Here is a 22,432-nt window from a genome sequence, read left to right as displayed (position 1 = left end):
CATGTCAGATTGCCCACCACGCGCAGGATTCGGCCGGAATACGGACGGTTCCGCCGTCCTCGCGCGGGGCGGGGGCGGCGAGCGGGACGCTGCTCAGCAGGGGCCGGCCGGGCCGGGGCAGGGTGACGGGGCGGTCGAGGGTGTTGAGGACGCAGACGACCGGGCCCCGCGGTCCGTCCTGGCCGGCTCCGGCGGGCGGCTCCGGGGCAGCCGCGCCGGTTCCGTCCGCCGGGGCGCGGCGGAAGGCGAGGACGCCCTCGGGTGCGTCCAGCCACTCCACGGTCTCCCCCGCGCCGAGCGCCGGGTGTTCGCGGCGCAGGGCGATCGCGGAGCGGTAGAGCTCCAGGGTGGAGGTCGGGTCGCCGGTCTGGGCCTCGGCGCTGTGCCCGGCCCAGGTGCCGGGCTGCGGCAGCCAGCTCGGCCCGCCGGGCTCGGGCCCGAAGCCGTACGGGGGCTCGGTGCCGGACCACGGGATCGGCACCCGGCAGCCGTCGCGGAAACCGTCCTGGCCGTCGGCGCGGAGGAAGGAGGGGTCCTGGCGGACCTCGTCGGGCAGGTCGGTGACCTCGGGCAGGCCCAGCTCCTCGCCCTGGTAGACGTAGACGGAGCCGGGCAGCGCGAGCATCAGCAGGGCGGCGGCGCGGGCCCGGCGCAGTCCGCGCTCCGGGTCGCCGTCCGCGTAGCGGGTGGTGTGCCGCACGACGTCGTGGTTGGAGAGCACCCAGGTGGTGGGCGCGCCGACGGAGGCGGTGGCGGCGAGGGAGGAGTCGATCACCGCGCGCATCTCGGCGGCGTCCCAGCCGCTGCGCAGGAACTGGAAGTTGAACGCCTGGTGCATCTCGTCGGGGCGGACGTAGAGGGCGAGCCGCTCGGAGTTCGGGGCCCAGGCCTCGGCCACGCCGATCCGTTCGCCGTCGTAGGAGTCCAGCAGCCGGCGCCAGTGGCGGTGGATCTCGTGGACGCCGTCCTGGTCGAAGAAGGGCAGCTTCTGGGTGCCGATGAGGCTGGCCTGCTGTCCGTGGCCGATGTCCGGGAGGCCCTCGGCCTTGACGAGGCCGTGGGCGACGTCGATGCGGAAGCCGTCCACGCCCAGGTCCAGCCAGAAGCGGAGGATGGCGTCGAACTCGCGGCGGACCTCCGGGTGCCCCCAGTTGAGGTCGGGCTGCTCGGGGGCGAAGAGGTGCAGGTACCAGTCGCCGGGGGTGCCGTCCGGGTCGGTGGTGCGGGTCCAGGCGGGGCCGCCGAAGACGGACTCCCAGTCGTTGGGCGGCAGCTCGCCGCCGCTGCCGCGGCCGGGGCGGAACCAGTAGCGGTCGCGGGCGGGGGAGCCGGGGCCCTCGCCCAGGGCCTGCCGGAACCAGGCGTGCCGGTCGGAGGTGTGGTTGGGGACGATGTCCATGATCACGCGGAGGCCCAGTCCGTGGGCGGCGCGGATCAGCTCGCGGGCGTCGTCGAGGTCGCCGAACAGCGGGTCGACGGCGCGGTAGTCGGTGACGTCGTAGCCGCCGTCGGCCTGCGGGGAGAGGTAGAAGGGGGTGAGCCAGACCGCGTCCGCGCCCAGGCGGGCCACGTGCGGCAGCCGCTCCCGGGCGCCGCGCAGGTCGCCGATGCCGTCGCCGTCGCCGTCGGCGAAGGAGCGGACGTAGATCTGGTAGATCACGGCGTCCCGCCACCAGTGGGCGGCGGGGCCGGTGCCGCCGCGCGGGGTGCTCGCGGCGCCGGGTGCGGGGGTGGGTGCGGGCGCGGGCCGGTCGTGGAGGGCGGGCGTGAGCTCCTGAGTCATCGTCGTTCCCCTTCGGTAGCCGGTGTGGTGCTCGGCACGGACGCCGGAGAGGACAACGCGCCGCGGCCCTCCGTGGTTGACGTCTGGAACGTAACAGCTATGCAAGCTCTTGCGGAAGTATCGGCAGATTCTTGCGGCAGGGCCGAAAGTCCCCCGGCCAGGCCCGTCAAGGGGTGGGACGACAACTGTGCAGACACGCCGCTGTAACGATCCGGCTGCCTTGCAGAAAGTTGCCGCAAGGACTTTCGGCCACATTGCATCCCTGTTACGTTCGCGGTACACCCGGCGCCGCGACGGCGCGGTCAGGGCAGGAGGTCCCCCGGGGCCTCTGGCCATCACGGGCTCTCATGAAGGAGTAACACCATGCGGCGTGGCATAGCGGCCACCGCGCTGGTCGCGACGCTCTCCCTGGCGGCGACCGCGTGCGGCGGGGACAGCGACAGCGGCAACAGCGGCGAGAAGAAGGGCTCGGGCGAGCTCTCCGGCACCGTCACCTTCTGGGACACCTCGAACGAGGCGGAGAAGGCGTTCTTCGAGAAGACCGCCGAGGGCTTCGAGAAGAAGCACCCCAAGGTCGACGTCAAGTACGTCAGCGTCCCCTTCGGTGAGGCGAGCAACAAGTTCAAGAACGCCGCGGGCGGCGGCTCCGGCGCCCCCGACGTGATGCGCACCGAGGTCGCCTGGGTAGCCGACTTCGCCAACCTCGGCTACCTGGCCCCGCTGGACGACACCGCGGCCGTCGACAACAAGGACGACTACCTCGACCAGGCCTGGGGCAGCACCCAGTTCGAGGGCAAGACCTACGGCGTCCCGCAGGTCATCGACACCCTCGCCCTCTTCTACAACAAGGACCTGCTGAAGAAGGCCGGCGTCGAGGTCCCCGAGTCCGTCGAGGACATCAAGGACTCCACCAAGAAGTTCCAGGGCGAGGGCGTCACCCCCTTCTACATGCGCGGTGACGACCCCTACTGGTTCCTGCCCTTCCTCTACGGCGAGGGCGGCGACATGGTCGACGCCGACGCCAAGAAGATCACGATCGACGACGGCGCCGGCGCCAAGGCGTTCGAGACGATCAAGGACCTGGTGGACTCCAAGGCCGCGACGACGGACATCACCGACGGCTGGGAGAACATGCAGAAGTCCTTCAAGGACGGCAAGGTGGCCATGATGCTCAACGGCCCCTGGGCCATCGAGGACACCCTGGCCGGCAAGGAGTTCAAGGGCAACGAGGACAACCTCGGCGTCGCCCCCGTCCCGGCCGGCAGCGAGGCCCAGGGCGCCCCGCAGGGCGGCCACAACCTCTCCGTCTACGCGGGCTCCAAGAACCTGGACGCCTCCTACGAGTTCGCCAAGTACATGAGCTCCGCCGAGGTCCAGAAGGCCACCACCGAGGAGCTGAGCCTGCTCCCGACCCGCACCTCGGTGTACGAGGAGCAGACCGTCAAGGACAACACGATGGTCCAGTTCTTCAAGCCCGCCGTGGACAAGGCCGTCGAGCGCCCCTGGATCGCCGAGGGCAACTCCCTCTTCGAGCCCATCCGCGTCCAGCTCGCCGACGTGCTGACCGGCAAGACCAAGCCCGAGGCCGCCGCCAAGAAGATCGGCGACGAGTACGCCAAGCTCCTCGAGAAGGGCGAGTACAAGTAGGACCGGGGGAGAACTCAGGGAGAGGCTGACCGACGACCATGGCTGTCGAGACAGGCCGGTCGGTGGCACCGGCCGCGGGCGGAGACGCCCGCGGCCGCGGCCGCGGAACCGGCGGAGCACCCGGCAAGACCCAGGGCCCGCTGCGCCGCGCCCTGGCCACCCACTGGTACGCCTGGGCCATGGTGGCCCCCGTGGTGACCGTCATCGCGGTGATCATCGGCTATCCGCTGGTCCGCGGCATCTATCTGTCGCTGACCGACGCGGACGAGGCCAATGTCGCCCGCACCATCGGCGTCAACGAGATCGAGGCGAGCTACGAGTTCGTCGGCCTCGACAACTACCAGGCCATCCTCACCGGCAGCGTCTTCTGGGACCGGCTCGGCTGGACCGTGCTGTGGACGGTGGGCTGCGTCGGCACCACCTTCCTCCTCGGGCTGGTGCTGGCGTCCATGCTCAACCGCAAGGTGCGCGGCCGGACCGCCTACCGGATGGCGCTGATCCTCCCCTGGGGCATCCCCGCCTTCGTGTCCGTCTTCGCCTGGCGGATGCTCTACAACGAGAAGAACGGCATCCTCAACGAGCTGCTGGCGGGCGGCGGCATCGACGGCGTCCCGTGGCTGGGCGACCCGACCTGGGCCAAGATCTCCGTGATCGCGGTGAACGTCTGGCTCGGCGTGCCGTTCATGCTCGTCGCCATGCTGGGTGCCATGCAGGGCATACCCGCCGAGCTGCTGGAGGCCGCCGAGATGGACGGCGCGAACGCCTGGCAGCGGTTCCGCAACGTCGTGCTGCCCGGCATCCGCTCGGTCAGCAGCACGGTGATCCTGCTGAGCACCATCTGGACCTTCAACATGTTCCCGGTGATCTTCCTGCTCACCCGGGGCGGCCCGGGCGACTCCACCGAGATCCTGGTGACCTACGCCTACCGGCTGTCCTTCCTCGTCAGCCCGCGCGACTTCGCGTCCTCCGCGGCCTGGGGCGTGCTCATCCTGCTGCTCCTGTCGGCCTTCGCGGTGGTCTACCGCCGTTCGCTCCGCAAGCAGGGAGAGGTGTGGTGACGACCATGAAGAGCACCGGATCCACCGAGCCCACCCAGTCCGCCGGAACCACCACGGGCACCACGACGCCCGACCCCGCCACCACCGGCCCGGTGCCGGCCGCCGCCGTCCGCAACGGCGACGGCCGTACCGGCGACGGCCGCACCCGCCGTGTCCGCGGGCGCGGCGAGCGCGGGCCGCTGGCCTCCCTCGGGCTGCACGCCGGCCTGCTGCTGGCCGCCGTCGTCGCCGTCTTCCCGCCGCTGTGGCTGCTGGTGACGTCCTTCAAGCCCAAGAGCGACGCCTTCACCACCTCGCTGGTGGAGAACTTCACCTTCGCCAACTACGACCACGTCCTGAACGACACCCGCTTCCTGACCTGGTTCGGGAACTCGGTGCTGGTCGTCGTGGTGACCACCGCCCTGGGCGTGTTCATCTCGGCCACCACCGGCTACGCCGTCAGCCGCTTCCGCTTCCCGGGCATGCGCCCGCTGATGTGGACCCTGCTGATCACACAGATGTTCCCGATGGCGATCCTGATCGTGCCGCTCTACAACCTCATGGCACAGTTCGGGCTGCTCAACCAGCCCATCGGCCTGATCATCACCTACCTCACCATCGCCGTGCCGTTCTGCGCCTGGATGATGAAGGGCTTCTTCGACACCATCCCCGTCGCCATCGACGAATCGGGCCGCGTCGACGGGCTCAACCCCTTCGGCACCTTCTGGCGGCTGATCCTGCCGCTGGCCAAGCCCGGCATCGCCGTCACCGGCTTCTACAGCTTCGTGACCGCCTGGGCGGAGGTCGCCTACGCGTCGGCCTTCATGACCGGCGAGGAGAACCTCACCCTGGCCGGCGGCCTCCAGACCTTCGTCAACCAGTACACCAACGACTGGGGATCGATGACGGCCGCCGCCGTGATCATCGCCGTGCCCGCCATGATCGTCTTCGGTTTCGCCCAGCGCCACCTCGTCGCCGGGCTGACCGCGGGCGCCACCAAGTCGTGACCGGGACCGGCCGCTTACCCACCCCCACCAGCCACCCGGCGGCCGCCGCGGCCACACCCCCGCCGCGGCCGCCGCGCTCCCCGAGACTCAGGGATGACATGACCCACGACCTCACCGGCACGCCCCCGTCCGGCTCCGCCGCCCCCACCGCGGACCAGCGCACCGGCTGGTGGCGTGACGCGGTGATCTACCAGGTGTACCCACGCAGCTTCGCCGACGGAAACGGCGACGGCATGGGCGATCTGGAAGGGGTGCGCACCCGCCTCCCGTACCTCGCCGAGCTGGGCGTGGACGCCGTCTGGCTCAGCCCCTTCTACGCCTCCCCGCAGGCCGACGCCGGCTACGACGTGGCCGACTACCGCGCCATCGACCCGATGTTCGGCACCCTCGACGACGCCGCCGCGGTCATCCGCGAGGCCCACGCCCTGGGCCTGCGGATCATCGTGGACCTCGTGCCCAACCACTGCTCCGACCAGCACGTCTGGTTCCGGCAGGCGCTGCGCGAGGGCCCCGGCTCACCGCTCCGCGAGCGGTTCCACTTCCGTCCCGGCAAGGGCACGGGCGGCGAACTCCCGCCCAACGACTGGGAGTCCATCTTCGGCGGCCCCGCCTGGACCCGCACCACCGAACCCGACGGCAGCCCGGGCGAGTGGTACCTGCACCTCTTCGCCCCCGAGCAGCCCGACTTCAACTGGGAGCACCCGGCCGTCCAGGACGAGTTCCGCTCCATCCTCCGCTTCTGGCTCGACCTCGGCACCGACGGCTTCCGCATCGACGTCGCCCACGGCCTCGTCAAGGCCGACGGACTCCCCGACATGGGCCGCGGCGAGCAGCTGAAGCTCCTCGGCAGCCAGCAGCTGCCGTTCTTCGACCAGGACGGTGTCCACGAGATCTACCGCTCCTGGCGCAAGGTCCTCGACGAATACGCGGGCGAGCGCATCGGCGTCGCCGAGGCCTGGACCCCCAGCGCCGACCGCACCGCCCTCTACCTGCGCCCCGACGAACTCCACCAGGCGTTCAACTTCCACTACCTGGGCGCCGGATGGAACGCCGCCGGACTGCGCGAGGCCGTCGACGACTCGCTCGACGCCATGCGGCCCGTGGGCGCGCCCACCACCTGGGTGCTCTCCAACCACGACGTCGTGCGGCACACCACCCGCTACGCGGACGGCGACCCGGAGCGCGGACTGCGCCGGGCCCGCGCCGCCGCCCTGCTGATGCTGGCCCTCCCCGGTTCCGCGTACGTCTACCAGGGCGAGGAACTGGGCCTGCCCGAGGTCACCGACCTGCCCGACGAGGTTCGACAGGACCCCTCCTTCTTCAAGGAGAACGGCCAGGACGGCCTGCGCGACGGCTGCCGGGTGCCGATCCCGTGGTCCGGCACCGAGGCCCCGTACGGCTTCGGGCCCGAGCCCGGCGGCCCGAGCTGGCTGCCGCAGCCCGACGTCTGGGCCAAGTACAGCGTCGAGGCCCAGACCGGCGACCCGACCTCCACCCTGGAGCTCTACCGCTCCGCGATCGCCCTGCGCCGCGAACACCCGGCGCTCGGCGCGGGGGACGCGGTGGAGTGGCTGGACGCGCCCGAGGGCGTCCTCGCCTTCCGCCGCGCCCCGGCGGACGGAACCGGCGCGGCCCCGGCCACCGCCTTCGTCTGCACCGTCAACACCACCGGCGGGCCCGTGCGCCTCCCCGCGCCCGGCCGGGTGCTGCTGGCCAGCGACGGCGCCGTCGTGGAGGGCGGCGACGCCGTGCTGCCCGCCGACTCGGCCGTCTGGTGGACGACGTGACCACGGCCATGCCGCGGGGCGGCGAACCCGCCGCCCCGCGGCTCGCGGACATCGCCGCCCAGGCGGCCGTCAGCGAGGCGACCGTCAGCCGGGTGCTCAACGGCAAGGCGGGCGTGGCCGGTGCCACCCGGCAGAAGGTACTGGCCGCGCTGGACGTCCTCGGCTACGAACGCCCGGTGCGGCTGCGGCAGCGCAGTGCCGGGCTCGTCGGACTCGTGATCCCCGAGCTGACCAACCCGATCTTCCCGGCCTTCGCGCAGGTCATCGAGCAGTCCCTGGCCGGGTACGGCTACACGCCGGTGCTCTGCACCCAGATGCCCGGCGGGGCCACCGAGGACGAACTGGTGGAGCAACTGGAGGAGCGCGGCGTCACCGGCGTCATCTTCCTGTCCGGGCTGCACGCCGACACCACCACCGATCCCGCCCGCTACACCCGGCTGACGGCGCGCGGCGTGCCGTTCGTCCTCATCAACGGCTACAACGAGCACATCGCCGCTCCCTTCGTCTCTCCCGACGACCGCTCGGCGGCCCGCATGGCCGTACGGCACCTGGTGGAGCTGGGGCACGAACGGATCGGCCTGGCCGTCGGCCCGCAGCGCTTCGTTCCCTCCCGGCGCAAGGCCGAGGGGTTCGTCGCGGAGCTGCGCGAATCCCTGGGGCAGCCCCGCGAGGAGGCCGAACGGCGCGTCCAGCACACGCTGTTCGGCCTGGAGGGCGGACAGGCCGCGGCGGGCGCGCTGATCGACGAGGGCTGCACGGGCGTGGTGTGCGGCAGCGACCTGATGGCGCTCGGCGTGATCCGGGCCGCCTGGCAGCGCGGGCTGGACGTGCCCGGCGACATCTCCGTGGTCGGCTTCGACGACACCCCGCTGATCGCCTTCACCAACCCTCCGCTGACGACGGTGCGGCAGCCGGTGCAGTCGATGGCGACGGCGGCGGTCGGCGCCCTGCTGGAGGAGATCGAGGGCAACCCGGTGCAGCGCACGGAGTTCGTCTTCCAGCCGGACCTGGTCGTCCGCGGCTCGACGGGGCCGGCACGGAGGGGGACGCCGGGCGGCTGAACCGCGCCCCCGCCCGCTCCGCGCGCCTGTGCGCCCGTGCACCGGCCTGCCGGGCCTGCCGGGCCTGCCGCCGGGCGGGGCTCGGCGCCGTGTGCGGCCGCCCGGGCCGCCCGGCCGTCCCCGGGCCCCGGCCGCTCCGCGCGCCTGTGCGCCCGTGCACCGGCCTGCCGGACCGCCGCGAAAGCGATTGCGGATCTTCCTCCGCGAACTGTGTTGCTCCCCGGGCCGTTTCGGCTACTGTGGCGCGCGCTCCCACACGCGCCCCCCACCAGCCCCGTATCCGGGCTGCTTCGCGCTGTGCGCTCGCCGGAAGGGTTCGAGAGAGGAACCACCGTTGGCAGACGGCCGCCAAGCACGCCATGACGGCACGGAGCCGGAGCGGGGCACACCCGAGCCGGGCACCCCGGGGCCGGACCAGGAGGTACGGATACCGCCGTACCTCGAAGAAGAGGAAGCCGGGGAGCAGCCGCCCGCCACCGGGCACCGGGCGGGGAACGCCACCGGGAGCGGCCCGGACGACGGCCCGGACGACGGCACCCCGTCCGGCGGCGGAACCGTGCCCGGCGGCGGAACCGTGCCCGGGCCCGTGCCGGAACCACGGTCCGGCGCCCCGGCCGGCCCGGCCCCCGTCACCGCGGAGGCCGCCGGCCCGCCCCCCGGCCCCGCCGCGTCCGCGGGCCGCAGCCCGGGTTCCGCGGGTTCCGCGGGGCCCGCGGCCGGCGACCCGGGGTCCCCCGCGTCCGCCTCCCGGCCCGACCGGCGGCCCGCGCCCGCCTCACGGCCGCCCGCGCCCGCCGACCGGCCGCTGGTCGCGCCTCCGCCGTGGCGGCGTGACCGGCCCGCCGGGCCGCCGCCCGCCGCGGACGACCCGGTGTTCCGCTCGGCGTTCCCGCCGCGGGACGCCCCGCGGCCGCGGCCGTTCGTCCCGGTGGTGGCCGTCTCCGGTCTCGTCATCGGCTCGGTGCTGGCCCTGGCCCTGTGGTTCGGCGGCAGCGGCGGCCCCGCGGATGCGGGGGCCGGCTCCGCGGCCAACCCGACCTGGCACGCCGCCCCCCGGCCCACCCCGTCCCTGCCGAACGCCGCCGGGGAGGAACCCTCGAACTCGCCGTCCGGCACCAGGAAGACCGCCTCCCCCTCACCCAGCCCGTCGCGCACCTCCGCGGCATCCCCGGCGCCCTCCCCGTCCCGTGCCGCGGCCCCCTCCTCCGGTTCCCGCGCCGGCGAGGACGGCGGGGACGGCGGGGGAGCCGCGAAGGAGGAGCGCGGCAGCATCAGCGGCGGTGGCACGGCGCGGACCGGATCGGAGCGCTCGCTGAGGTCGGTCAACTACCCGGACCGGTACGTGCGTCACCGCGACGGCCGGGTCTTCCTCGACCCCGTCGGCTCCTCCGGCGCCGCCCGGGACGCCACCTTCTCGCTCGTCCCCGGTCTCGCCGACGGCCGCTGCCACTCCTTCCGGACACTCGACGGCCGCTACCTGCGGCACCGCGACTTCCGTGCCGTGGTGGCCGGCAACGACGGCTCCCGGCTGTTCCGCGAGGACGCGACCTTCTGCATGCGCCAGGGGGCCGCCGGGCACGGATCGGTCTCCTTCGAGGCGGTCAACCGGCCCGGCCGCTTTCTCCGGCACCGCAACTTCGAACTGCGGCTCGACCCGTGGGAACACTCGGGGCTCTACCGGGCCGACATCTCCTTCCAGCTGACCGCGCCCCTCGGGTGAGCGCCACCCCTTCCCGGTTGAGCGCCGCCGGACCGGGGCCGCGACCGGGCGCCGGGCCGAGGGCGCTGCTTACTGCAGTTATAGAAGAGGAAGTGTGTTCCCCCGAAGGTCATTTGGGCTACTGTGACGCGCGTTCGCCCGCGCCTCCGGGGGCTCCCGCCACCGGCTGGAGGCTGCCGCCCCAAGGGCTGTGCGTTGGTCAGAGAGAGTCTTGGGAGGACCCGGGATGACAGCCGACACGCCACGCGACGACGGCCCCGGTCAGGACCCGGCCGCTTGGGCGCCCCCCTACTGGGAGGACGGAGCGGAGTGGCCCGCCGGTGGCTACACCGGCGCGTTCCCGACCGGCGGGGGACCGGGGGCCGCGCCGGGCGCCGACGACTTGGTGGGAGCCGCCTCCGGCGGGTCCTTCTACGGGTCCGGGCCCCTGATGCCCCCGCCGCCCCCGCCTCCCGCGGCCCGTGGCCGGCGCCGCCGGAAGGAGGGCGGCAGGGCGGGCGGACCGCCACCGAACCTGTCGGAGTACGGCCTTCCGCTGCCGGAGGACGAGGGCACCGCTGCCCGGCCCGCCCGCCGGGTGCGCCGCATCGGATGGCGCCTCCGCGACTGGCCCCTGAACCCGGTCCTGCTGCTGGCCGGACTGCTGGCCGCCTCACTGGCGGGCACGGTGTGGTTCTTCGGAATGGACATGATCGGCGCGGACGGCGACGACGGCCCGGCGGGCGGGGCAGGCGCGGCGCCCGGGACGCCGGCACCGCCCGGGGCCCGCCCCCGGCCCACCCCGTCCCTGCCCAACGCCCCGGCACCGGGCCCCAGCGGGAAGGGCGGACTGCCCGCGGAGGGCGCGACGGCGAACCGCTCGTTCCAGTCGGTCAACTACCCCAACCGCTATCTGCGCCAGCGCAACGGCGGTATCTTCCTCGACCCGATCAGCTCCGGCCCGGCCGGCGAAGCCGACGCCCAGGACGCCACCTTCACCGTGATGCCGGGCCTCGCGGACGACAAGTGCTACTCGTTCAAGACGGCGGCCGGGCATTATCTGCGCCAGCAGGACTTCCGCATCCGCGTCTCCCCCCTGCGGGACACCGGCCCCTTCCGCCAGGACGCCACCTTCTGCGCCACCCGGGGCATGGCCGCCGACGCCATCACCTTCGAGTCGTACAACTTTCCCGGCCGCTTCCTGCGCCACCACGACTTCCAGCTGAGGCTCGACCGGCCGGACGGCTCGAACCTCTTCAAGCAGGACGCCTCCTTCCGCGTCATCGCCGCCCTGAGCTGAGCCGGCCGGGCCGTTCCCCGGCACCTCCGCGTCCCGTCCCCGCAGGGCGCCCCCACAGACCCGGGAAGGCGCACCGGAGCGTGCCCCCCGGCCGGTCACCCGGGCCGTGAACCTTTTCTCCGCGCGCGCCGACTGTTCCGGTGGACGCGGAAGAACGGGAGAGGGAGGTGCGGTGAGCGGCGACGCGCGGCGTGACGGACTGCTGGTGGTGCGCTGCCAGCTCGGGGAACGGGAGGCGTTCCCCGAACTGGTGCGCGCCTGGCACGGCCCGCTGTGGCGCTATGTGCGGGCCATGGCCGGATCGCCGCACCTCACGGACGATCTCACCCAGGACGTGTGGGTCGCCGTGATGCGCGGACTGCCGCGGCTGCGGCAGCCGGAGCGGTTCGCGCCCTGGCTGTTCACCATCGCCCGGCGCGCGGTGACCGACCACCTGCGGCAGGCGTACCGGGCGCCGGAAACCCTCCTGGAGGAAGCGGACGCCGTCGTCGACGACTCTCTCGGCGGCCTGCTGACGACGATGCAGGTGGAGGCCGGCCTGGGCGGGCTGCCGCCCCCGGAGCGCGAAGTGCTGGTCCTGTTCCACCTGCAGGACCTTCCGCTGGCCGACTGCGCGCAGGTGCTCGGCGTACCGGCCGGCACGGTCAAGAGCAGGCTGCACCGGGCGCGCCGCATGTTGCGCGGCGTCCTCGCCGAGAGGGGATACGAGAGATGAGGGAACCGGAACCCGCGGCCCGGCGGGGAGTGCCCGAAGAGCTGCGGCGCGCGCTCGCCGCGGAGATCTCCCTGGGGTCACGGATCCGTCACGTGGCCGTGGGACTGGCGGGAGGGTGCGGCGCGGCACTGATCGCGGTGCTCTGGGCCACCGAGCCGCATCCGCTGCCCGTGCGCACCCGGGCCGCCTTCGCCGGGCTCATCGCCATCGGGCTGGCCTGGGCGGCCTTCGCCGGCTGGGTGCTGAGCAGGCGGCGGCCGCTCTATGCCCGGGACCGGGTCCTGGCGGCCCGGCTCGCGCTCGTGGCCGCCGCGGCGACCGGCGCGGCCGGAACGGCGCTGGCCGCGGTGCGCGCCGGCACGGCCGGGGTACTGGTCACCGCCCCGGTCGGCGTCCTCCTCGTCACCGCCGCGGGGCTCGCCCTGGCCCGGGCGCGGTCCCATCGCCGCGAACTGCTCCGGCTGCGGTCCGCTCTGCGGCAGGACACGCCCTGACCTCCGGCTCCACGCCCTTCCGATACACCGAGACGATCAAGGAGACAACCGTGAACAACAAGACCACCCCGGTGGGCCCGCTGGCCCTCGCTCTGCGCCTCCGCGGAGCCGGCCGGCGCACCGTCTTCGTCCTTGCCGCGGCGGCGTGCGCGGCGCTGCTGCTCGGGACCGGCCTCCTGCTGCTGACCTGAGCCCCCGGCCGGCCCCGCAGCAGCGGTGGCCCGGTCACCGGCTTCCGCGCCGGGGCGCTTGCGCGCCGGGCGCCGCCCGGGCCGGCCGGGGATTATCGTGAGCGCCGACCGGATCAATCCGCCGGAAAAGCGGCACAGCGGAACAGGGCGGCCCCATGGGGGACTGGTGGTATCGGAACATCGTGGAACCGGGCAAGCTGCCCCTGCTGCTCAGCCTGGCCGGGTTCGTGCTCGTCTTCCTGATCACCCGCGGCATCACCCGGAGCATCCGCGCCGGCCGCGGCCCGTTCCGCAACGTCAGCACCGGCCGGGTGCACATCCACCACATGGTGCCCGGGATCGTCCTGGCGGCCATCGGGGGCTTCGGGATGGCCGCCCTCGCGGACGAGAGCGGCGGCGCGGCGGCGATGGCGCTCGTCTTCGGCGCCGGAATGGGCCTGGTCATGGACGAGTTCGCGCTGATGCTCTACCTCAGCGACGTCTACTGGTCCCAGCAGGGCCGCGCCTCCGTCGAGGCGGTCACCCTCACCGCGGCCGCGGTCGGCATGGTGCTGCTCGGCGCGCTGCCGGTGGGCGTGGACGACGTCAGCGAGTCGGAGCAGGACAACCGGGCGGGGCTGGCCCTCACCGTGGCCCTGCACTTTCTCATCGTCGTGACGGCCTTCGCCAAGGGAAAGCTGCGGCTCGGGGTGATCGGGGTCTTTCTGCCGCCCGTGGCCTGGACCGCCGCCGTGCGCCTCGCCCGCCCCGACTCGCCCTGGGCCCGCCGCTTCTACTCCGAGGGCTCGCGCCGCCGACGCCGGGCCACCGAGCGGGCCCGGCGGCACGACGCCCGCTGGGGCCGCCTCGGTGCGAAGGCGGGCAACCTCCTGGCGGGCCGGCCGGACCGGCACTGAGCGCCGGACCGGTATGGACCCCCGCCCGTCCGCCGGTCCGGCCGCCCGCCGCTCCGGTCACTCGCCGCCCTTCCGGCCGCCGTCCGCCTACTCGCCGACCGCTCCGTCGATCCGCTCGCGCAGGAAGTCGGCGTGGCCGTTGTGGCGGGCGTACTCCTCGATCATGTGCGCGAGGATGTAGCGGAGCGAGACGGTCTCGCCGTGGTGGCGGCCGGTGACGTCGAGGGACTCGGCGGCCTCCACGATGGCGCGCGACCGCGCGCACGCCTCCCGCCAGACGCGGAACGCCTCCTCCGGGTCGGCGGCGTCGACGTCGAACTCTCCACCCTCGCCGTCCCCGCGCGGCCAGTACGCCCGGACCTCCTCGCCGCTGACCACGTTGCGGAACCAGCCGAGCTCCACGTTGGCCATGTGCCGCACCAGCCCCAGCAGGGAGAGCGGCGACGGCGGCACGGCCCGCTCCCTGAGCTGCTCCGCGGAGAGCCCCGCGCACTTCATGGCAAGGGTGTCCCGCTGGTACTGCACAAATCCGTTCAGCGTGGCCCGCTCGTCGTCAACCGGCGGCGGACCGCTCCTCTGATCATCGGTCATCGCGCCATCATGCCGCCATGCGACCGCAGGGCGTGCCGAATTACCGCCCGGGACATGCCCTTTGACCGGGGCGGGCGGCGGTGGACGTGCTCCGGCGCCCGGATCGGACAGGAAAGGCGGTGCTGAGGGGAACAACTCCGTGGCACCGGCTCCGGCGCGCCGCGACCCGGGCCGGTCCGTGCCGGGGGCCGTGAGCCGGTGCGCCTTCCCGGCCACGGTGCTAGCCGCGGCCCTGTCCCCACGTCGGTGTCACGAGGCCCAGCTCGTACGCCAGGATGACCAACTGCACCCGGTCACGCGCGTCCAGCTTGGTCAGCAGCCTGCTCACATGGGCCTTGGCCGTGGCCATGCTGATGTGCAGCCGCGCGGCGATCTCCCCGTTGGACAGTCCGCGGCCGACCAGGATGAGCACTTCCCGTTCGCGGACGGTGATGCCCGCCACCGGTCGCGGGGGCGGCGGAGAAATGCCGGGGCGGGCTGCGAACTCGGCGATCAGGCGGCGTGTCACGCCGGGGGCGATGAGGGCGTCCCCTGCGGCCACGACCTCGATCGCGGCGATGAGCTGGTCCATGTCCATGTCCTTGACGAGGAAGCCGCTCGCCCCTGCGCGGAGCGCGCCGTACACGTACTCGTCGTCGTCGAACGTGGTGAGGATCAGGACCTTCGGTGGTGTGCCGGACCCCGCGGTGATTCTCCGGGTGGCCTCGATGCCGTCCATGCCGGGCATCCGGATGTCCATCACCACCACATCCGGTGCGAGTTGCGCCGCGAGCCGCACCGCCTCCTCGCCGTTCGCCGCCTCGCCCGCCACCTCCAGGCCGGGCCGGTCGGTGATCAGCACCCGCAGCCCGTGCCGGACCAGCGGCTGGTCGTCCGTGAGCAGCACCCGGGTCATGGGGCCGCCACCGGCAGCGGGAGCCGTGCGGTCACGCGGAAGCCGCCCTCTTGACGGGGGCCGGCCGCGAACTCGCCGTTCAGCAGTGCCGCTCGCTCCCGCATGCCCGTCAGCCCGTAGCCGGCCGCAGCGGGCAGGTCGGAGGGGCCGCGGCCGTCGTCGGTTATCTCGAGGGACAGACGGTCCTTCTGGCAGTCGATGGTCACCCGGCAGGCGTCGGCGCCCGAGTGGCGGACCACGTTGGTGAGCGCTTCCTGGATGATGCGGTAGGCGGACAGTTCGATCTCGGCCGGCAGTGCCCGCCGTTCGCCACGCCACTCGATGTCCACCCGAACCCCCGCGTCCCCGGTCCGCTCCACCATCTCTTCGAGATCGGCGAGCACCGGTGCCGGCGCGAGGGGCGCACCGTCTCCCGGAGACACGTGCCGCAGCGCGCCCAGCATGCGGCGCAGACCCGCCAGGGTGTCACGGCTGGTGTTCTCGATGGCGGCGAGGGCGTTGCGCGCCTCCGACGGCTGCGTTTCGATGACACGCCGCCCCACCCCCGCCTGGATGGCGATGACACCGATGCTGTGCGCCACCATGTCGTGCAGTTCCCGGGCGATCCGCAGCCGCTCCGCGACGACCGCCTGTTCGGCGGCGCGCGTCCGCAGATCGGTGCTGTGCCGGCGCCGTTCGCCGACCGAGTGGCCGACCGTCCAGGCGGTGACCACCAGCAGGGTCAGGAAGACCGAGGCGGACAGGAACGCCGCATCGCCGTCGCGGTAGTAAGCGGCGCCGGCGATCTGCGTGCCGAGCGCCATCAGCGCGGAAACGACCGTGATCGGCCGCGACCGGGTGGCGGCGGTCCATCCCACGATGAGATCGGTGAGGACTGCCTGCAGGGACGCGATCTGCCACGCCTGCGACCGCGCCGGCGGCATACCGGCCATGACGTGCTGCCCCGCGGCCAGCACCGACTGCGCGTGCACGGTCGCGGCGAAGGAGACGCCGGCCAGCAGCATCAGCGCGGGCACCGGCCGGCGCGGCACCAGGGGCAGCAGCAGGACGGCGAGCAGCGCGACCGGCAGCAGGCGCATGCCGGTCGGTTCCCGGGTGTTCAGCATGACGACGTACACCAGGGCGACGTAGGCGATACCCGAACACCAGGCCAGGACCTCGGCGATGAGCGGCCGCGGGGTGTCCGGCGGAGCGGTCATGCGCCGATCATAGGCAGCAGGCGCGCACCCGGCATCGGTCCACGGGCGTACTCCCGGAGGCTACCGGTGACGCACCGGTTGTGGCCGGCGGCCCGATGCCCGGGCGGATTCCGTCCGGCAGCGTGGTCCTCGTGATCGAAGCGACCGAACTCACCAAGTGCTACGGCGGGACCACCGCCGTCGACCGGCTGTCCTTCACCGTGCGCCCGGGCGTGGTCACCGGGTTCCTGGGCCCGAACGGTGCGGGGAAGACGACCACGCTGCGCATGGTTCTCGGGCTGAACCGGCCCACCGGCGGCACCGTCACCGTCGACGGGCAGCCGTTCGGCGGCCATCCGCGCGGCCTGCGCCACGTCGGCGCCCTGCTCGACGCCCACGATGTGCACGACGGCCGCTCCGCCCGCGCCCATCTGATGGCGCTGGCGGTCAGCAACGGCCTGCCGCGCGGGCGGGTCGCGGAGGTTCTGGCGGAGGCCGGCATCGCGGATGCGGCCGGCCGGCGGATCGGCGGGTTCTCCCTGGGCATGAGGCAACGGCTCGGTATCGCCGCCGCCCTGCTCGGCGATCCGCCAGTACTGATCTTCGACGAACCGCTCAACGGCCTCGACCCCGAGGGCGTGCGCTGGGTGCGCGGCCTCTTCGGGCGACTGGCGGACGAGGGCCGCACCGTGCTCGTCTCCAGCCATCTGATGCGGGAAATGGAGCAGACAGCCGACGAGCTGATCGTCATCGGCCGCGGCAGGCTCGTCGCGGAGCAGAGCCTGCGGGACTTCGCGGCCCGCACCACGCGGCCGCGGGTGAGCGTCCGCACCCCGGATACGGGCAGCCTTCCCGGACTGCTGACGGGCCAGGGCGCGGAGGTTCGGGCGGAAGGCGAGGGCCTGTACACGGTCACCGGTCTGCCCGCGGACCGCATCGGGGAGCTCGCCTTCACACACGGGGTGCGGCTGCACGAACTCAGCCCGCACCCGGCCTCTTTGGAGGAGGCCTTCATGGAACTCACCGCAGAGACCGTCGAGTACTCCGCTGGAGCCGTCCGATGACCCCCGTACCCGCCAGGGCCCCCGTCCGCCTCCCGGGCCCGGGCCCCGTCCGGTTCCGTCAACTCCTCGCCGCCGAATGGATCAAGCTCTGGTCACTGCGCTCCACCCACTGGGTGCTCGGCGCCGGCGCGCTGGCCGTGATCGGCATCAATGTGAACTCCGCCGCGTCCAACGCGGACCGGCTGGAGCACCAGCCGGAGCGACCGGCGGAGCTCCGCCTCCCGGAGTTCGTCTTCGATCCCCTGCCCACGGCGTTCGTCGACCCTGCCTGGCAGCTGCTGATGATCATCGCTGCGACGGTGGGAGGGATCGCGGTCTTCGGCGAGTACTCCAGCGGGCTGATCCGCACCACCTTCGCCGCCGTGCCCCGCCGAGAGGCGGTGGTCGCCGCCAAGACGGCCGTGGTGGCAGGGGTCATGCTGGCGCTCGGCGTGCTGGTCTCCGGCACCTCCTTCGGCGTCACCCAGATGCTGCTCCGGGATCACGGCGGTCTGTCGCTGGGAGAGCCGGGCGCACTGCGTGCCGTCGCCGCGGCCGCCCTGCTGGCGCCGCTGTGTGCGCTGGTGGGGATGGCGGTGGGTGCGGTCGTCCGGCACGCCGCGGGCTCCATCGTCGCCGTCATCGCCCTGCTGCTGCTGGTACCGGCGCTGTTCCAGGGCGAGCGCTACCGCTGGGTCAAGGAGATCGGCAATGCCATGCCGCTCAGCGCCTGGGAACGGCTGGTGAAGAATCCGGAGCGGGCGCACAACCTGGGCGCGTATCCGCTGACCGTCACCGAGGCGTGGATCGTCTACGGCGCGTGGGCCACCGCAGCAGTGGCCGTCGCGGTGTTCGTGGTACGCCACCGGGATGTGTGAAGGACGAGCCGGCCACCTCCGGCCCCGCCCGCGACGGACGACAGGGAGGCCGGCCGCCGGGCGGGGTGCGCCGGGGCCAGCCAGCCGTCCGCCTCTGCCGCTCGCCGTGACGATGGCTTCCGTGGGAGGGAGCCGGCCCGGCCGGACGGGCATGTGGAGTCCGCAAGCGGCGCCGGACCGGGAAGCCGGCCCGCGCCCTGGGGAGCGGACCCCCGGCCTGGCCGGGCCGGAACATCTCCACGGGCGCAGTGAAGCAGCGCTGCGGCGGGCCTTGCTGGGTCTGCGGCTACGGGTGCTGGTGCGCGACCCTTGCCGCCGTGCGGCCCCCGGAGCGCTCCTCGGCGGCCCGGATGGCCTCCAGCAGCAGGGCCTCCGCGCCGTGCCGGGCGACGAGATGCAGGCCCACGGGGCAGCCGTCGGCCGTGTGGCCCGCCGGGATGCTCGCCGCCGGGTGGCCGCTGAGGTTGAACGCCCAGGTGAGCGCGGTGCTGTAGCGGTCGCCCGGGCCTTCGTGGCCGTGCGGGCGGTTGGGTGTCGCCGGGGTGAGCAGCAGGTCGGCGCGGCGGAAGAAGTCCGCGAGCCGACGGTCGTTCACGGCGCGCGGGTCGTCCGGCCGGGCAGCCGGGGGCGGGGGCGGGGAGGCGGACGAGGGCGGGGGCGGAGCGGTCGCGGGGGAGCGCAGGGCGAGCCAGGCGGGGGCGGGGTCCAGCAGGCGCGGGGGCTCCGCCCCGGGGCCGCCGAGCCGGATGACGCCTGCCCCGGCCAGCAGCTCCGCCGCCCCTCTGGCGACGGCCGTCACCTCCGGATCGGGCTCGGCGAAGCCGAGGTCGTCCGACCACACGGCGGCCGGGCGCCTCCCACCAGGGGCCTGGCCGCCGTCCGGGCCGGCGGTACGGCTGCCGTCCGAGTCGGCGGCACGGCTGCGGTCGGGGTCGGGGCCGGCGCCAGGGTTCACGTCCTCGCCCGTGACGCACCGCAGATACGCGGCGGTGTCGGAGGCCCACCGGGTCAGGACGCCGGGGGCGGCGAGCCCGGTCGCGTCGGCCGTGGGCAGCAGACCGTTCGTCAGCTTCAGGCCCGTCACGCCGCACCACGCGGCGGGGATCCGCACCGAGCCGGCCCCGTCGCTGCCCGTGGCCAGCGGCACCATGCCCGTCGCGACCGCCACCGCCGAACCGGCCGACGAGCCTCCGGGCGAGCGATCGGGCCGCCACGGGTTGAGGGTGCGGCCCGCCCGGCCCTGCCCCCAGGTCTGCCATACGGTTCCGGGCCCGGGCACCGAGGTCGCCCCGACGGGCACGCACCCGGCCGCGACCAGCCGCCGGGCGGCCGTGGCCCGCATCCCGCCCCGGCCCTTCACGCCGATCGGCACCCCCGCGAGCGGAAGCCGTTCGCCGGCGGCGATCCGGCGGTCCACCTCGCGGGCCCGGGCGAGCGCGTCCTCGGGCCGGACGTCGAGGAACGCGTGGAACTCCGGGTCCAGCCGCTCCACCCTGCCCAGCGCCGCGGCCACCACCTCGGCCGCGCTCACCTCGCGCCGCGCGACGGCCGCGGCGATGACCGTGCCCGGCAGCCGCTCCCAGGTGTCCTCGTCCACCGGGCTCCCCTCCGCCGGTCTCCGGCTGTCACGTCCGGTCCCACGTCTGCGCGCGCGTCACGCGGCGGCCGGGGGGCATCTCCGGGGTGCGGGCCGGGAGGCTCGGACTGTGCGGTCCGGCTTCGGGCGCGGCTCGCGGTGGCACGGCTCCTCCACCGGATTCCGGCCCGGGGCGGGCGCCTGCGGGAAGTCCTTGGCGGCGTGCATGTTACCCGGCAGAGCCGGGCGCCGGCGCGGCATTCCGGACGGCACGCAGCGTGGAGGCGGCGGCCGGGGCGTGGGCGGACCATCGCGGCGCCGGGGACGAGCAACGGCCGGTGAAGTGCGGAGCCGCCGCGCGGGCCGGCCGGGCGGAGGGCGGCCCTGGAGCGGCTGTGGCGGGCAACTCCACGCCACGTGGTGGCCGTTGCGGGCGCCGTCGTCGGGCCGATTCCCGTGCTGCCCGCTGGAACCGGCCCGGCCGGACGGGCGCGTGGGGTCCGGGGGCGGGCGGCCCGGAGGTCGGTCCCGCCCTGCGGATCCCCCGGCCGGCCGGGCCGGAGTCGTCGTTGAACGTAACACTGCTGCAATGCTTTGCGAAAGAGCTTGCAGGCATTCAACCCGCCCGGAAGTGACGGGATTTCGGGTCTGTAACGCTGTTGTGTCCAGGGTCTTGACCGCGGGGTGCCGGGAGCCTACCGTCCGGTATCCAAGTTCTCGTTGTTCCTTGCAGCAAGAACATTCATCGGCCTTAGGGGCATGGCGCGTTGCCGCACGAGGCTGGCTCCCCCACCCCTTTCCTCACCCAGGAGGAAGCAATGGCCCGTAGCGTCAGCAGACGCCGACCCCTGGCCGCGGCCCTCGCCCTCGTGGCGGGCGCCGCCGCCGGACTCGCCTCACCCGCAGCCGTCACCCCGGCCCAGGCGGCAGCCCCCGGCAGCAAACAGGTCACCGCCGTGCTCTTCGAGTGGCGGTTCGACTCCGTCGCCAAGGAGTGCACCCAGACCCTCGGCCCGGCCGGTTACGGCTACGTCCAGGTCTCGCCCCCGCAGGAACACATCCAGGGCGGGCAGTGGTGGACCTCCTACCAGCCCGTCAGCTACAAGATCGCGGGTCGGCTGGGGGACCGGGCCGCCTTCAAGAACATGGTCGACACCTGCCACGCGGCGGGCGTCAAGGTCGTCGCCGACAGCGTCATCAACCACATGTCGGCCGGCTCCGGCACCGGCACCGGCGGCTCCTCGTACACCAAGTACGACTACCCGGGCATCTACTCGGGCGCGGACATGGACGACTGCCGCTCCGAGATCAACAACTACGGGGACCGGTACAACGTCCAGCACTGCGAGCTGGTCGGCCTCGCCGACCTCGACACGGGCGAGGACTACGTCCGCGGCCGCATCGCCGCCTACCTGAACGACCTGCTCTCCCTCGGCGTGGACGGCTTCCGTATCGACGCCGCCAAGCACATGCCGGCCGCCGACCTGGCCAACATCAAGTCCCGGCTGTCCAACCCGAACGCCTACTGGAAGCAGGAGGCGATCCACGGCGCCGGCGAGGCCGTCTCGCCGAGCGAGTACCTGGGCACCGGTGACGTCCAGGAGTTCCGCTACGCCCGCGACCTCAAGCGGATGTTCACCAACGAGAGCCTCGCGCACCTCAAGAACTTCGGCGAGAGCTGGGGCTACATGGAGTCCGGCAAGTCCGCCGTCTTCGTCGACAACCACGACACCGAGCGCGTCGGCGACACCCTCAGCTACAAGGACGGCGCGAACTACACCCTGGCGAACGTCTTCATGCTCGCCTGGCCGTATGGTTCCCCCGACGTCCACTCCGGCTACGAGTGGTCCAACAAGGACGCCGGACCGCCCAACGGCGGCACGGTGAACGCCTGCTACAGCGGCGGCTGGAAGTGCCAGCACGACTGGCGCGAGATCCGGAGCATGGTGGCCTTCCGCAACACCGCGGGGAACGCGGCCGTCACCAACTGGTGGGACAACGGCAACGACGCCATCGCCTTCGGGCGCGGCAGCAGCGCCTACGTCGCCATCAACCACGAGGGCGGGCCGCTCAGCCGGACCTTCCAGACCTCGCTCCCGTCCGGCGACTACTGCGACGTCCAGAGCAACACCACGGTGACCGTCAACGGCTCCGGCCAGTTCACCGCCACCCTCGGCGCCAACACCGCCCTCGCCCTGCACACCGGGGCCCGCACCTGCTCCGGCAGCACCGGCGGCGGAGGCGAGGAGCCGGCCGCGGGCGCGTCGTTCAACGTCAACGCCACCACCGTGCTCGGGCAGAACATCTACGTCACGGGCAACCGCGCCGAACTCGGCAACTGGGACCCGGCGGCCGCGCTCAAGCTCGACCCGGCGAACTACCCGGTGTGGTCGCTGAGCGTCCCGCTGCCCGCGGGCACCTCCTTCGAGTACAAGTACATCCGCAAGGACGCGGGCGGGAACGCCACCTGGGAGAGCGGCGCCAACCGCACCGCCACCGTCGGCGGTGACGGCACCGTGCTGCTCAACGACACCTGGCGCGACTGACCCCTCCCGTCAGCCCCTCGCGGGCACAGCCGCCCGGCCCGTACTCCCCGACGAGCCGGGCGGCCGCCCCGCCGCCGCCGTCCCCGCCGGCCGCCGTCCCCGCCGTGC

19 protein-coding genes are annotated in these 22,432 nt (G+C 73.5%); 14 read left to right on the top strand and 5 right to left on the bottom strand.

The window, feature by feature from the left end; all coding sequences use genetic code 11:
• Positions 1-4: 4 nt before the first annotated feature.
• Positions 5-1,783 carry a glycoside hydrolase family 13 protein gene (locus KBZ10_RS11830; RefSeq protein WP_210987521.1) on the bottom strand — a complete coding sequence of 593 codons (1,779 nt, stop codon included), beginning with the start codon at positions 1,781-1,783 and terminating at the stop codon, positions 5-7.
• Positions 1,784-2,146: 363 nt separating this feature from the next.
• On the opposite strand from KBZ10_RS11830, the gene KBZ10_RS11825 reads away from it, so the two are divergent.
• The 11 genes from KBZ10_RS11825 (at position 2,147) to KBZ10_RS11775 (ending at position 13,617) form a co-directional block, all read left to right on the top strand.
• Positions 2,147-3,430, top strand: coding sequence for an extracellular solute-binding protein (locus KBZ10_RS11825; RefSeq protein WP_210987520.1), 1,284 nt, complete (start codon positions 2,147-2,149; stop codon positions 3,428-3,430).
• 38 nt (positions 3,431-3,468) lie between these two features.
• Positions 3,469-4,488, top strand: coding sequence for a carbohydrate ABC transporter permease (locus KBZ10_RS11820; protein ID WP_210987519.1), 1,020 nt, complete (start codon positions 3,469-3,471; stop codon positions 4,486-4,488).
• A 5-nt stretch (positions 4,489-4,493) separates the two neighbouring features.
• Entirely contained in the window at positions 4,494-5,474 is a 981-nt protein-coding gene (locus tag KBZ10_RS11815; RefSeq protein WP_210987626.1) for a sugar ABC transporter permease, read from the top strand.
• A gap of 98 nt (positions 5,475-5,572) precedes the next feature.
• Positions 5,573-7,261 (top strand): glycoside hydrolase family 13 protein, encoded by a 1,689-nt coding sequence (locus KBZ10_RS11810; protein ID WP_210987518.1) that lies wholly within the window; start codon positions 5,573-5,575, stop codon positions 7,259-7,261.
• 8 nt (positions 7,262-7,269) lie between these two features.
• Entirely contained in the window at positions 7,270-8,322 is a 1,053-nt protein-coding gene (locus tag KBZ10_RS11805) for a LacI family DNA-binding transcriptional regulator (protein WP_210987625.1), read from the top strand.
• A gap of 334 nt (positions 8,323-8,656) precedes the next feature.
• Complete coding sequence (locus tag KBZ10_RS11800; protein WP_210987517.1) at positions 8,657-10,042, top strand: AbfB domain-containing protein; 1,386 nt, start codon at positions 8,657-8,659, stop codon at positions 10,040-10,042.
• 226 nt (positions 10,043-10,268) lie between these two features.
• The gene (locus tag KBZ10_RS11795; protein ID WP_210987516.1) at positions 10,269-11,321 is read left to right on the top strand and encodes an AbfB domain-containing protein; all 1,053 of its coding nucleotides are present in this window, start codon (positions 10,269-10,271) and stop codon (positions 11,319-11,321) included.
• Positions 11,322-11,493: 172 nt separating this feature from the next.
• Positions 11,494-12,036: an RNA polymerase sigma factor gene (locus tag KBZ10_RS11790; RefSeq protein ID WP_210987515.1), complete on the top strand. Its 543-nt coding sequence runs from the start codon at positions 11,494-11,496 to the stop codon at positions 12,034-12,036.
• Positions 12,033-12,530, top strand: a complete 498-nt coding sequence (locus tag KBZ10_RS11785; RefSeq protein ID WP_210987514.1) for a transmembrane transport protein — start codon at positions 12,033-12,035, stop codon at positions 12,528-12,530. The genes KBZ10_RS11790 and KBZ10_RS11785 overlap by 4 nt, the downstream gene beginning before the upstream one ends.
• A gap of 50 nt (positions 12,531-12,580) precedes the next feature.
• Positions 12,581-12,721: a hypothetical protein gene (locus KBZ10_RS11780; protein ID WP_210987513.1), complete on the top strand. Its 141-nt coding sequence runs from the start codon at positions 12,581-12,583 to the stop codon at positions 12,719-12,721.
• 155 nt (positions 12,722-12,876) lie between these two features.
• Positions 12,877-13,617, top strand: coding sequence for a hypothetical protein (locus KBZ10_RS11775; protein WP_210987512.1), 741 nt, complete (start codon positions 12,877-12,879; stop codon positions 13,615-13,617).
• A gap of 87 nt (positions 13,618-13,704) precedes the next feature.
• Here the strand turns inward: KBZ10_RS11775 and KBZ10_RS11770 are convergent, their stop codons facing one another.
• The 3 genes from KBZ10_RS11770 to KBZ10_RS11760 form a co-directional block, all read right to left on the bottom strand.
• Complete coding sequence (locus KBZ10_RS11770) at positions 13,705-14,208, bottom strand: DinB family protein (RefSeq protein ID WP_210987511.1); 504 nt, start codon at positions 14,206-14,208, stop codon at positions 13,705-13,707.
• A 220-nt stretch (positions 14,209-14,428) separates the two neighbouring features.
• Positions 14,429-15,103 (bottom strand): response regulator transcription factor, encoded by a 675-nt coding sequence (locus tag KBZ10_RS11765; protein WP_210987510.1) that lies wholly within the window; start codon positions 15,101-15,103, stop codon positions 14,429-14,431.
• On the bottom strand, positions 15,100-16,302 hold the full coding sequence (locus KBZ10_RS11760; protein WP_210987509.1) for a sensor histidine kinase: 1,203 nt from the start codon (positions 16,300-16,302) through the stop codon (positions 15,100-15,102). The genes KBZ10_RS11765 and KBZ10_RS11760 overlap by 4 nt, the downstream gene beginning before the upstream one ends.
• 131 nt (positions 16,303-16,433) lie before the next feature.
• Between KBZ10_RS11760 and KBZ10_RS11755 the strand changes: the two genes are divergently transcribed.
• Both KBZ10_RS11755 and KBZ10_RS11750 read left to right on the top strand, forming a co-directional pair.
• Positions 16,434-17,345 (top strand): ABC transporter ATP-binding protein, encoded by a 912-nt coding sequence (locus KBZ10_RS11755; RefSeq protein ID WP_210987508.1) that lies wholly within the window; start codon positions 16,434-16,436, stop codon positions 17,343-17,345.
• The gene (locus KBZ10_RS11750) at positions 17,342-18,202 is read left to right on the top strand and encodes an ABC transporter permease (RefSeq protein WP_210987507.1); all 861 of its coding nucleotides are present in this window, start codon (positions 17,342-17,344) and stop codon (positions 18,200-18,202) included. The genes KBZ10_RS11755 and KBZ10_RS11750 overlap by 4 nt, the downstream gene beginning before the upstream one ends.
• A gap of 286 nt (positions 18,203-18,488) precedes the next feature.
• On the opposite strand, the gene KBZ10_RS11745 is transcribed toward KBZ10_RS11750, so the two are convergent.
• Positions 18,489-19,799: an amidase gene (locus KBZ10_RS11745; RefSeq protein ID WP_307847355.1), complete on the bottom strand. Its 1,311-nt coding sequence runs from the start codon at positions 19,797-19,799 to the stop codon at positions 18,489-18,491.
• A 797-nt stretch (positions 19,800-20,596) separates the two neighbouring features.
• On the opposite strand from KBZ10_RS11745, the gene KBZ10_RS11740 reads away from it, so the two are divergent.
• Positions 20,597-22,324: a carbohydrate-binding module family 20 domain-containing protein gene (locus tag KBZ10_RS11740; protein WP_210987506.1), complete on the top strand. Its 1,728-nt coding sequence runs from the start codon at positions 20,597-20,599 to the stop codon at positions 22,322-22,324.
• Positions 22,325-22,432 lie beyond the last annotated feature (108 nt).

It is taken from the genome of Streptomyces sp. F63 (genome assembly GCF_018070345.1).
Taxonomy (GTDB): Bacteria; Actinomycetota; Actinomycetes; order Streptomycetales; family Streptomycetaceae; genus Streptomyces.
Note: the sequence above shows the minus strand (reverse complement) of the source record. Positions and strands in the feature narration are given on the sequence as shown.